The following is a 12866-nucleotide window of genomic DNA, read 5'->3' as shown; positions in this document are numbered from 1 at the left end:
AGCGCATCTGGTTTGGGACCAGAGGGTCGGGAGTTCGAATCTCTCTGCCCCGACCACTTTATTGACTGCTTCAGCCTCACTTAGTTACTAATGCGCCCGTAGCTCATCTGGATAGAGCATCGGCCTTCTAAGCCGAGGGTAGCAGGTTCGAGTCCTGCCGGGCGTACCATCTTTTGTTTCCCTTTATGTTGTGGCCAAACTTTCATGTTGATTTTTAAGCCCTGTTGGTGCTAACTTTCACGTGACCAAGGATGGCATATCTGAATTTCTCAAACTTAACAGTGAACTCAGCAACGTGAATAAAAATACCCTGCTCGTAACTGGCGGCGCCGGTTTCATAGGATCTGCATTAATTCGTCAATTAATTACCGAAACCGACTTCACCGTTATCAACATCGACAAACTGACCTACGCAGGCAATCTTGAATCGTTGACTGAGATTGATGCTTCACCGAATTATCATTTCGAACAAGCTGATATTTGTGACGCTGAAGCTATGGATCGGATATTCACGCAATATCAACCCAGTGCCATTATGCATCTTGCAGCGGAGTCGCATGTGGATCGGTCGATTGATGGCCCCGCAGATTTTGTGCAAACCAATGTGGTTGGTACTTATGTCTTGCTTGAAGCGGCCAGAAAATACTGGAAATCTTTATCCGCAGCAGATGCCGATAAATTCCGTTTTCACCATATTTCTACCGATGAAGTGTATGGCACTTTAGGCGAAACCGGATTATTTACTGAAACCACCCCTTATCAACCCAACTCACCATACTCAGCAACCAAAGCGGGAAGTGATCATTTGGTTCGCGCCTGGCACCATACCTATGGTTTACCGGTGTTAATGACCAATTGTTCCAATAATTATGGACCTTACCAATTCCCGGAAAAACTGATCCCGGTAGTGATTAATAATGCGTTGGCCGGTAAACCATTGCCCATTTACGGTAAAGGCGAAAATATTCGAGATTGGCTATATGTCGATGATCATGCCAGAGCCTTAAGGCTGGTGCTGGCTGAAGGTAATTTGTGTGAAAGCTATAATATCGGTGGATTTAACGAACATACCAATCTGGAAGTGGTGCAGCTAATCTGTAACATTCTTGATGAATTATTACCTGAGTCACCGCATAGACCGCACAAAAACTTAATCGAATTTGTGACAGATCGCCCCGGACATGATGCCCGATACGCTATTGATGCCAGCAAAATTGAACGTGAGCTGGGCTGGAAACCTCTGGAAACCTTTGCCACAGGGTTACGCAAAACAGTTCAGTGGTATCTGGATAATCGTCAATGGTGTGAAAATGTGATGGATGGCAGTTATCAGCAACAAAGACTTGGATTGGGAGACAATAAATGAGTCGTAAGGGAATCGTACTCGCAGGTGGAAGTGGCACACGCCTCTATCCGGTAACCCAATCTATCTGCAAGCAGCTATTGCCCGTTTATGATAAACCGATGATTTATTATCCGCTGGCCACCATGATGCTGGCGGGCATGCGGGATATCTGTATTATTTCAACTCCTCAGGACACGCCACGCCTTGAGCAATTGCTTGGTGATGGCAGCAAATGGGGGATGAATCTGCAATATATTGTGCAGGACAAACCGGAAGGGATCGCACAGGCCTTTACCTTAGCGGCTGATTTTATTGGGAATGATGATTGCGCTTTGGTGCTGGGCGATAATGTTTATTATGGTCATGATTTGGCCGATATGATGCAGGAAGCGGATAATAACAAAGAGGGTGCGACGGTTTTTGCCTATCCTGTCAGCGACCCCGAACGTTATGGTGTGGTGGCGTTTGATGAAAACGGAAAAGCACTGAGTATCGAGGAAAAACCGTTAAAGCCCAAATCACGTTATGCGATTACCGGCCTGTATTTCTATGACAATCAGGTGGTGGAAATTGCTCGTAATCTTAAACCTTCCGCGCGTGGCGAACTTGAGATTACCGATGTCAATCAGGTGTATTTAAATAGCAGTAAGCTGAACGTTCAGGTGATGGGGCGAGGTATGGCCTGGCTGGATACGGGTACACATGACTCCTTGCTGGATGCATCGATGTTTATTCAAACACTGGAACAACGCCAAGGGTTAAAAGTTATGTGTCCAGAAGAAATTGCTTATCGTATGGGCTATATCACTAAGGACCAACTGGAACTATTGGCACAACCCTTGCTCAAAAGCGGTTATGGACAATATCTTTTGAATCTTCTTAATGAGACCATTTATTAATGCAGATTTTTGACACTAATATTCCAGATGTGAAATTGCTGAAACCCAAGAAATTTGGTGATGCAAGAGGTTTTTTTCTGGAAAGTTATAATAAAAAAGTGTTTGATGAATTATTAGGAATGAAGATTGATTTTGTGCAAGATAATCATTCAAGATCTGCTAAGGGCGTGTTGAGAGGTTTACATTATCAAATCAGGCAGCCTCAAGGAAAACTGGTAAGAGTAACCGCTGGTGAAGTGTTTGATGTTGCGGTTGATATGCGTCGGGATTCACCAACTTTTGGTCAATGGGCAGGCACGATACTGACAGCTGATGGTCAGGAGCAATTCTGGGTTCCTGAAGGTTTTGCGCATGGTTTTCTTGTGCTGAGTGAGACAGCTGATTTTTTGTATAAAACAACCAATTACTATGCTCCTGAGTATGATCGTTCAGTGTTGTGGAATGATAAGAATATTGGCATTGAATGGCCGATATCAGATATTCTGCAGCCAACTCTCTCGGATAAAGATCAAAAAGCGGTTGAATTCATGCAGGCAGACTATTTTTAGATGAAAATATTACTCATCGCATCCCATGGCCAGGTTGGCTTTCAGTTGCAGCGAAGCCTTGCTTGTCTTGGTAAAGTGATTGCAACGAACAGGACAAGTTTAGATTTAACGGACGTTGATAAAGTCATGGATTTTATCCGGCAACTAAAGCCGGATTTAATTGTGAATGCAGGCGCTTATACGGCGGTTGATAAAGCTGAGACAGAGCAAGCGCTGGCACATCAGGTGAATGCCATTGCACCGGGTGTTCTGGCCAAGCTGGCCAAAGAACTTGATATTCCACTCATCCATTACTCAACTGACTATGTTTTCGATGGTCATAAAGTTGGTGCCTGGAATGAACAAGACAAACCGGCCCCTTTGAATTATTACGGCCAATCAAAACTGGAAGGTGAGCAAGCGGTAAGTGATACTGGTTGCAAATACTTAATCTTCAGAGTGAGCTGGGTTTATGACCGGCGCGGGAAAAACTTTGTCAATACTATGCTCCGGCTGGCTAAAGAAAAAGATGAATTAAATATTGTTGATGATCAGGTTGGCGCACCGACCTGGAGTCGACATATTGCTGATGCGACAGCGCAGATTATTCTGCAATCCAAACTGATACCGGATTTTTGGGAAAGGCATTCAGGCATTTTTCACATGAGTGCTGCAGGCAAAACGAGTTGGAAGGAATTTGCTGATAAAATTTTCGAATTAGCGGCTCATGAGGGTATGAGGGTTCCTGTGGTTCATGCAATTCCTACATCTGCCTATCCAACCAAAGCAGAAAGACTGCTGAACTCCTGTATGGACAACTCTAAATTAGTTAATACCTTTGGAGTGCAGCTGCCCGATTGGCAGCTAAGCCTGCAATGGGTGATGAGAACCGACGAGCGTTCTAATTAATTGTTTTCATCACGCTGAATTTTAGGATTGGAAGATGTTTAAAAACCAGTTCAACCGACTGATGCAATGGTTTTTGAATCGTCCACGAACAACCAAACGTATTCTCAGTATCATCATTGACTATGTGGTGGTGATATTTGCTCTTTGGTCATCTTATTCACTGCGGTTAAGTACTTTTTATATTCCCCCATCAAGCCAGTGGTGGCTATTTATTGTTGCGCCACTGATAGCGATCCCCATTTTTATCAAACTCGGTTTATATCGTGCAATTGTTCGTTATATCGGCCTGGATGTAATGTGGACAATTTGTAAAGCTATTGCTTTATTCACGTTAATTTTTGCAACTATTGTCGTTTTGGCAGGAAGTGCTGCCGGTCTGGTTCCCAGAACGGTCTATATCATTAATGCGCTAATGTTATTTGTCATAATCGGCGGTTTAAGAGTATATGCCCGCTGGTTATTTGCTAATCGTAACGCTTCCTTAAGTAGTGCCATGGAGCGATATGTTCCCCCGGTATTGATTTATGGCGCAGGACAGGCCGGGGCCCAACTTTCAGCGTTGTTAAGGATGGGCCGCCAGTTGCGTCCAGTAGCGTTTATTGATGATGATGCAACTTTATATAAACAACAGATAAATGGTCTTAATGTCTATCGACCACGAGATTTGATTAAATTAATCGAGCGCTTCAAAGTTCGCGAGATTTTGCTGGCCATGCCATCCGCCTCCCGAAGCCGCCGTAGTGAAATTCTGAATTCACTCGAAGATTTACCTGTTCATATTCGTACATTGCCTGATTTAACCGATATTGCCGAAGGCAAACTGGAAGTTTCAGATATTCAGGAGGTTGATATTGCGGATTTGCTTGGCAGAGAGGCTGTCGAAGCCGATCCGCAGTTATTAACAGCCAATCTCAGTCGTAAATGTGTAATGGTTACCGGAGCAGGTGGTTCCATTGGATCTGAATTGTCACGGCAAATCATCAAGCTTAAACCCAGCAGATTGTTATTGTTTGAAATCAGTGAATTCGCTTTGTATCAAATCGAACAGGAGCTTATCAATCTGGAAAGTGGTGTGGAAGTCATTGCTTTAATTGGATCTGTGGTGGACCGTGCACGATTGACATCAATCTGTCAGTATTTTTCGGTACAAACTATTTACCATGCAGCAGCGTATAAACATGTGCCAATGGTCGAAAAAAACGTGGGCGAAGGCATACGTAACAATGTTTTCGGTACATTGCATTGCGCTCAGGCTGCCATTGCAGCAAAAGTTGAAACGTTTGTGTTAATTTCAACAGATAAAGCTGTTCGACCTACCAATACCATGGGAGCCAGTAAACGCATGGCAGAACTGGTTTTACAGGCTTTAGCACAGACCTCGGATACCCGTTTTACCATGGTAAGATTTGGTAACGTGCTGGGTTCTTCCGGTTCAGTTGTGCCATTATTTCGGGAGCAGATAGCCAAGGGGGGGCCAGTCACGGTAACCGATCCACAAATTATCCGTTATTTTATGACAATACCTGAAGCTGCTGAGCTGGTGATACAGGCCGGTGCGATGGGGCAGGGTGGTGATGTCTTTGTACTCGATATGGGGTCGGCCGTAAAAATTGTGGATCTGGCAACACGGATGATTCATCTCAGCGGTTTCAGTGTTAAAAATGCTGAAAATCCAGATGGTGATATTGAAATTACCTATACCGGTCTGCGGCCCGGCGAAAAATTATTCGAAGAATTATTAATCGGTGAAAACGTCAGCCAGACAGCACACCAAAAAATCATGAGGGCCGAAGAAAGCGTCATTCCCTGGGACGATTTACAATTGATACTCACGGATTTACAACATGCAGTAAGTGGTTCAGATTATGAACAAATCAGGACTATTCTCAGTGAATATGTCGATGGGTTTATGCCGCAATGCGGCATTGAAGATTGGCTGAGTCAAAAAGTGGTTAGTCCGATTAATGGAAACTGAAGTGTAACTTTTAAGAGACAGATTATGGAAAAAACACTCAATATTGCAGTTGCTGGAACCGGGTATGTTGGCTTATCCCTTGCAGTTTTGCTCGCACAACATCACCAGGTTACCGCATTGGATATTGTCGCTGAAAAAGTCGATCTGATTAATGCCAGAAAATCACCGATAGTGGATAAAGAAATTGAAGACTTTCTAACCAATAAACCATTAAATTTAACGGCAACAACTGACAAAAAACAAGCCTATGAAAAAGCCGATTTCATCATTATTGCTACCCCAACCGATTACGATACAGTCACCAATACCTTTAATACCAACTCGGTCGAAGCTGTAATAAAAGATGTTTTGGATATTAATCCTGCTGCAGTGATGATTATCAAATCCACGATCCCGGTTGGCTATACCCAAACCGTTCGAGCAAAATTTGGCAGTGACAAAATATTCTTTTCGCCTGAGTTTTTACGTGAAGGCAAAGCGTTGTATGACAATCTCTATCCTTCACGCATTGTTGTGGGTGAGCGTAGTGATCGTGCTCGTTTATTTGCCGATTTGTTATTAGAAGGCGCAGTGAAAAAAGATGTGCCGGTATTATTTACCGACCCGACTGAAGCCGAAGCGATTAAATTATTTTCCAATACTTATCTGGCGATGCGAGTAGCGTATTTTAACGAACTCGACAGCTATGCTGAAACACATAATCTGAATAGCCGGCAAATCATTGAAGGTGTTGGTTTGGATCCACGCATTGGCGACCACTACAATAATCCATCCTTTGGCTATGGCGGTTATTGCCTGCCAAAAGATACCAAGCAATTACTGGCTAACTATGACACGGTACCGAATAGTCTGATTCGGGCTATTGTGGATGCCAATACCACCCGAAAAGATTTTATTGCAGATCAGATTATTAAGAAAAATCCTGCTGTCGTTGGGATTTACCGGTTGGTAATGAAGCAAGGATCGGATAACTTCAGAGCATCCGCCATACAAGGCATTATGAAGCGCATTAAAGCCAAAGGTATTGAAGTTATTGTTTATGAGCCGGTGCTTGAAGAAGCCGAGTTTTTCCGTTCCAAAGTGGTAAATGATCTGGCAGCCTTCAAACAGCTGTCTTCATTAATCATCGCGAATCGCATTACAGACGATATTCAGGATGTAAAAGACAAAATTTATACCCGTGATTTGTTTGGCCAGGATTAATTTGTTTTAGCATGAAGTAATCTACAGTAAATACGTTTTCTTGAGAATGGAAGGGCATTATTTATAAGATTGCTGATGTATAATCTCTGTTTGCGTATTTGGAGGAAAGCCATCAGTGTGTGGAATAGTCGGTGGTATTGCTGAGCGGAATGTAGCCCCAATTTTAATGGAAGGACTTCGCCGGCTAGAGTATCGAGGTTATGACTCATCCGGTATTGCACTAATGGATGCTGATGCCAATATCCATCGTGTCAGATCGCTTGGTAAAATCAAGCAACTTGAAGCCAAGATTGATACAGAAAACAGCAGTTTTTCAGGTCAAATGGGCATAGCACACACTCGCTGGGCAACACACGGCATCCCTTCTGAAAATAATGCACATCCGCATATATGCAATCATCGTGTTGCAGTTGTTCATAACGGTATTATTGAAAATTATCAGGTTTTAAAGCAGCAACAGGTTAATCAAGGCTATCGTTTTACCTCTGAAACAGATACCGAAGTTGTTGCGCATTCAATTTACCAATATTTATATGGTGAGGCCTCACCATCGGCCAAACGCACTAATCTGTCTCTGTTTGATGCAGTAGTCGAAGCCATTCAAGACTTTGAAGGTGCTTATGCGTTAGGTGTGATTGCCACCGATGAACCAAATACCCTGATAGCCGCCCGTAAAGGCAGCCCATTAGTGATTGGTATCGGTATTGGCGAACACTTTATTGCTTCAGATGTATCGGCTTTACTACCAGTGACCCAGAACTTTATTTTTCTGGAAGATGGTGACGTTGCCAAACTGACACGGGAAAGCATTGAAATATATAGCTCTGTGACCGGTGAGAAAGTTGAACGCCCTATCAAACAATCTTCATTAAATATTACCGCGGTTGAGCTGGGTGAACACCGTCACTACATGCACAAAGAGATATTTGAACAGCCTCAAGCAGTTATCGATACTTTGGAAGGGCGAGTCACTCAGGATCAAGTGCTTGTGTCCACTTTTGGCCCTGGTGCTGAATCCATTTTCAAAAGTATTGAACGAATTCATATTATTGCCTGTGGTACCAGTTATCACGCTGGCATGGTAGCAAAATACTGGGTGGAAGATATTGTGCGACTGCCTTGCCAGGTTGAAGTAGCCAGTGAATTTCGCTACCGGAATCCAGTGATAGAGGACAATACCTTATTTGTCACAATCAGTCAGTCGGGGGAAACTGCCGATACATTGGCAGCCCTTCAGCAGATTAAAGCCCATGGGGCAGAAAGCCCAGAAGCTTTTGCCTTAAAAAATATTCCAACATTATCCATCTGCAATGTCGCCGAAAGCAGCCTGACCCGTGAGGCTGACCTCTGTTACCTTACCCACGCAGGTCCTGAAATCGGTGTCGCATCAACCAAATCGTTTACCACGCAGTTAGTAGCATTAGCTTTATTGTTAACGTGTATTGGTAAAGTCAAAAAACGCATTACCCGTGAGCGGGAAAAACATATCACCCAAGGTCTGCAAAAGCTACCTAATCTTATTCAGAATGCCTTAATGCATGAACAGGAAATTCAGGATATTGCCCAGGACTTTGCAGATAAACAGCACGCGCTATTTTTGGGAAGGGGAACGATGTACCCGATTGCACTTGAAGGCGCTTTAAAACTCAAGGAAATCAGTTATATTCATGCTGAAGCCTATCCAGCAGGCGAGCTGAAACATGGCCCATTAGCCTTAATTGATGAAAATATGCCGGTGATTGCCATCGCGCCGTTGGATGATTTGCTGGAAAAGCTCAAATCCAATCTCCAGGAAGTCAAAGCGCGTGGTGGACAGATGATTGTATTCGAAGATGAACGCTCGGATATCAGCTCTGAATCAGGCTTTAAGGTCGTGAAAGCCACTACTAATGTTGGTCGTATCACCGCTCCAATAACTTACAACATTTTACTTCAGCTTCTTAGCTACCATGTTGCACTGATAAAAGGGACAGATGTTGATCAACCTCGGAATCTGGCGAAATCGGTTACGGTTGAATGAAGTATCCTGTAATTACAATTAAAATTAAGTAGAGATTTAAATGAACAAAGTTGCGTTAATAACTGGTATCACCGGCCAGGATGGGGCCTATCTGGCAGAGTTATTATTAGAAAAAGGTTATGAAGTGCATGGTATCAAACGCCGTGCTTCACTGTTTAATACAGATCGCGTTGATCATCTTTATCAGGATCCGCATGTCGATAATAAAAATTTCATTTTGCACTACGGTGATTTGACTGACTCTACCAATCTGATTCGAATTATCCAGCAGGTTCGGCCTGATGAAATCTATAACCTTGCCGCAATGAGTCATGTGGCTGTCAGTTTTGAAACTCCAGAATATACTGCAAATGCTGATGGAATTGGCACATTAAGGATTCTGGAAGCAATTCGTATTCTTGGTCTGGAAAAAAAAACCAAGTTCTATCAGGCTTCAACTTCAGAGCTTTATGGTTTGGTACAGGAAACTCCACAGAAAGAAACAACACCATTTTATCCACGTAGTCCTTATGCTGTTGCCAAATTATATGGCTACTGGATTACGGTGAATTATCGCGAAGCGTATGGCATCTATGCCTGTAATGGCATTTTGTTTAATCATGAAAGCCCAATCCGTGGCGAAACTTTTGTAACTCGCAAAATTACCAGAGCATTAGCTCGCATTAAATTAGGCTTACAAGATTGTCTTTATCTGGGCAACCTTGATGCACTCCGTGACTGGGGACATGCCAAGGATTATGTTGAGATGCAGTGGTTAATGCTGCAGCAGGATCAGCCAGAAGACTTTGTCATCGCAACAGGTGTGCAATACAGTGTTCGTGATTTTGTTAACACTGCTGCAAAAGAACTGGAAATAACCATTCGCTGGGAAGGTAAAGGCGTTGATGAAAAAGGGTATGACGCTGAAGGCAAATGTATTGTCCAGGTGGACCCACGTTATTTCCGTCCCACAGAAGTCGAAACTTTATTAGGTGACCCGACTAAAGCAAAAGAAAAACTTGGCTGGATACCCAAAATCAGTTTTGAAGAACTCGTAACAGAAATGGTACTTGAAGATTACAAATCTGCAGAACGTGATGAGTTAGTTAAAAAACATGGTTTTACCGCTTACGACTACCATGAATAAAACAGACAAAATATATATTGCAGGTCACCGTGGCTTAGTCGGATCAGCGCTGGTTGAAAACTTGGAAGGTAAGGGGTTTACTACCTTGCTTAAAAGAACACATGACGAATTGGATTTGACCGATGAAAATGCTGTAGCCGAGTTCTTCAAGGTTGAAAAACCAGATTATGTTTTTCTTGCGGCAGCAAAAGTTGGTGGTATTCATGCCAACAATATATATCCAGCTGAATTTATTCGTGAGAACTTGGCCATTCAGAATAATGTGATACATCATGCGTATCTGAATAATGTAAAACGTTTATTGTTTTTGGGGTCGAGTTGCATCTATCCTAAAAATGCACCACAACCACTTAAAGAAGAGTATCTCCTTACAGGCCCCTTAGAAGAAACTAACCGCCCGTATGCACTTGCTAAAATTGCCGGAATTGAAATGTGTTGGAGCTACAACCGACAATATGGCACACAGTTCCTGGCAGCAATGCCGACCAATCTTTATGGCCCCAGTGATAATTATGATCTTAGTAACTCTCACGTACTACCAGCTTTAATCCGTAAATTTCATCTCGCAAAGTTAGCAGGAAAAGGGGATGAAAAGGGCATCTTGGCTGATGAAAAAATGCATGGCCAAATTTCTGAACCTCTCAGGACAAACCTTCTTCAATCTTGTAAAACGAATCATACCCCCGAGGTTACGGTTTGGGGGACAGGCAATCCCAGACGAGAGTTCATGTACAGCGGGGATATGGTTGATGCCTGTGTGTATTTAATGAATCTGCCAGAGGATCAATTCGTTTCACTAACAGCAGCCGGCCGAAACAATGGATTAGCACCCGTTGTAAATATTGGTGTGGGAGAAGATGTTACGATTTCTCAGCTAGCTTTGTTGATTAAGAAAGTGGCTGGTTTTAATGGGAAACTTGCTTTTGATACAACCAAACCAGATGGTACATCACAAAAGCTTATGTCTGTAGAGCGATTAAATCAGCTTGGTTGGAAAAAAAATGCCAATTTAGAACAGCATTTATCACAGTTATACCAAGATTATCAGACCAGACATACTGAATTTGAAGGTGAACTTTGAGCGCCAGCCCATCCAAACCCAAACTCCAGGCTAAACTCAAATTTCGCGATATCAACAAAGTATGGGATTTGTTGCCGGAAAAAAAGAAACCCAGAGCTATTGGATTACTTTTGTTGATGGTGATTGGAATGCTCCTTGAAATGATTGGTGTCGGCCTGATCCTGCCAATCATGGCAGTTATTGCTGATCCGGATGCAGCCTCACAATACCCGATTGTAAAATCAACCCTTCAGAGTTTTGGCAATCCATCACATAAAACATTGATGATTGCTGCAATGTTGTTTCTGCTTGTGATTTATATATTAAAAAATACCTATCTGACTTTTCTGGCATGGAGGCAATCCCGGTTTGTCTTTGAAACGCAAGCAGATATGGCAAAGGATTTATTTAGCCGCTATCTGTATCAGCCCTACACATTTCATTTGCAACGCAACTCTGCAGATTTAATAAATAACCTTCAGGTGGAATTAAACTTGTTCATGAACTATATGCTCAACCCGGGCATGCTGTTGATTGCAGAATCTTTGGTTATTTTGGGGCTTTTAGGTTTATTGTTATATTTTGAGCCTATTGGGGCAATCACAGTGTTTTTGGTGTTTTTTATTGCTGGTGGTGTTTACCAGTGGCTAACCAAGCGAAGAATTATTTCCTGGGGTAAGCAAAGACAGCACCATGAAGCCTTACGTATGAAACACGCACAGCAGGGCATTGGCGCTATAAAGGATGTCAAGGTGTACGGGAAAGAAGCGTTCTTTTCAACGGAGTATGCCGGACATACCGAGCAAAGCCTTAAAATGCATCAGCGAAACTCGTTTGTACAAAATCTCACCCGACTATGGTTAGAGACTTTGCTAATAGCAGGGTTGAGTTTATTGTTTATTGGTATGGTGTATCAAGGAAAAACGGTTAGTGAGGTTGTACCGATTCTGGCTCTTTTTGGTGCCGTATCATTTAGATTAATGCCTTCTGTTAATCGTATTGTGTCATCAGTCAATTTATTGCGTTTCGGGACAGCAATTACCGATATTATTTACAGAGAATTTGAAACATCGGTCGCTGATAAATATCAACCTGAGACCAAACCATTAGTTTTTAAACAGAGTGTTTTTCTCGAAGAAATTGCCTATAGCTATCCATTCGCAGATCGTAAGGCTCTGAGTAATATCACTATAAACATTGAAAAAGGACAAATGGTCGGCTTTATCGGTGAAAGTGGCTCGGGTAAAAGTACACTCATTGATATCATTATGGGTGTACTTATGCCTGATGAAGGGCAAATAAAAGTTGATGCTCAGCCAATTACAATTGATAACCTACGATCATGGCAAGGTATGATTGGTTATGTACCCCAATCTATTTACTTAACTGACGATACTTTAAGACGCAATATTGCTTTTGGAATTAAAGATGATGAAATCAATGATGCTTCAGTTATAAGAGCGCTTAAAGCAGCACAGTTAGAGTCATTAATAGATGAACTTCCTGAGGGTATAGAAACTTTATTAGGTGAACGAGGGGTAAGGCTGTCTGGCGGACAACGACAGCGTATTGGTATTGCAAGAGCGCTTTATCATGATCCCGAGATACTCATACTTGACGAGGCAACGAGTGCACTTGATATGGAAACTGAGATAGATGTTATGAATGCTGTCAGTCGTCTTCATGGTGAAAAAACTATCCTAATCATTGCTCATCGCCACTCCACTCTCCAGAATGCTGACCAAGTCTTTTCGATGAATCAAGGAAGGCTTATTTCAACGAGTTTGGGTTCAGGAAATTAA

General features: G+C 42.6%; 10 protein-coding genes and 2 tRNA genes (1 of these 12 running past the window's edge). All 12 read left to right on the top strand.

Features of this window, described 5'->3' with window-relative positions:
* Nucleotides 1–56, top strand: a tRNA-Pro gene (locus B2337_RS12600); it begins 170 nt to the left of the window's first position.
* A gap of 36 nt (nt 57–92) precedes the next feature.
* Nucleotides 93–169, top strand: a tRNA-Arg gene (locus tag B2337_RS12595).
* A gap of 126 nt (nt 170–295) precedes the next feature.
* A complete protein-coding gene (rfbB, locus tag B2337_RS12590) occupies nt 296–1366 on the top strand; it encodes a dTDP-glucose 4,6-dehydratase (RefSeq protein ID WP_292413638.1) in 1071 nt (356 codons plus the stop codon).
* Nucleotides 1363–2244 (top strand): glucose-1-phosphate thymidylyltransferase RfbA, encoded by an 882-nt coding sequence (rfbA, locus tag B2337_RS12585; RefSeq protein WP_292413640.1) that lies wholly within the window; start codon nt 1363–1365, stop codon nt 2242–2244. The genes rfbB and rfbA overlap by 4 nt, the downstream gene beginning before the upstream one ends.
* Nucleotides 2244–2792, top strand: coding sequence for a dTDP-4-dehydrorhamnose 3,5-epimerase (gene rfbC / locus B2337_RS12580; RefSeq protein ID WP_292413642.1), 549 nt, complete (start codon nt 2244–2246; stop codon nt 2790–2792). Before rfbA ends, rfbC begins: the two co-directional genes overlap by 1 nt.
* Entirely contained in the window at nt 2793–3680 is an 888-nt protein-coding gene (gene rfbD, locus B2337_RS12575) for a dTDP-4-dehydrorhamnose reductase (RefSeq protein ID WP_292413644.1), read from the top strand.
* 34 nt (nt 3681–3714) lie between these two features.
* The gene (locus B2337_RS12570; protein ID WP_292413646.1) at nt 3715–5655 is read left to right on the top strand and encodes a polysaccharide biosynthesis protein; all 1941 of its coding nucleotides are present in this window, start codon (nt 3715–3717) and stop codon (nt 5653–5655) included.
* 24 nt (nt 5656–5679) lie between these two features.
* Complete coding sequence (locus B2337_RS12565) at nt 5680–6858, top strand: nucleotide sugar dehydrogenase (protein WP_292361473.1); 1179 nt, start codon at nt 5680–5682, stop codon at nt 6856–6858.
* Between the two features lie 115 nt (nt 6859–6973).
* A complete protein-coding gene (gene glmS / locus B2337_RS12560; RefSeq protein WP_292413648.1) occupies nt 6974–8878 on the top strand; it encodes a glutamine--fructose-6-phosphate transaminase (isomerizing) in 1905 nt (634 codons plus the stop codon).
* A 40-nt stretch (nt 8879–8918) separates the two neighbouring features.
* On the top strand, nt 8919–10004 hold the full coding sequence (gene gmd / locus B2337_RS12555) for a GDP-mannose 4,6-dehydratase (protein ID WP_292413649.1): 1086 nt from the start codon (nt 8919–8921) through the stop codon (nt 10002–10004).
* The gene (locus tag B2337_RS12550; RefSeq protein ID WP_292413650.1) at nt 9997–11085 is read left to right on the top strand and encodes a GDP-L-fucose synthase family protein; all 1089 of its coding nucleotides are present in this window, start codon (nt 9997–9999) and stop codon (nt 11083–11085) included. Before gmd ends, B2337_RS12550 begins: the two co-directional genes overlap by 8 nt.
* Nucleotides 11082–12866, top strand: coding sequence for an ABC transporter ATP-binding protein (locus B2337_RS12545; protein ID WP_292361481.1), 1785 nt, complete (start codon nt 11082–11084; stop codon nt 12864–12866). Before B2337_RS12550 ends, B2337_RS12545 begins: the two co-directional genes overlap by 4 nt.

The organism is Methylophaga sp. UBA3192, assembly GCA_002363955.1.
In the GTDB taxonomy this organism is placed as follows: Bacteria; Pseudomonadota; Gammaproteobacteria; order Nitrosococcales; family Methylophagaceae; genus Methylophaga.
The sequence above is the reverse complement of the archived record's forward strand: the minus strand, read 5'-3'. Positions and strand labels throughout refer to the sequence as shown.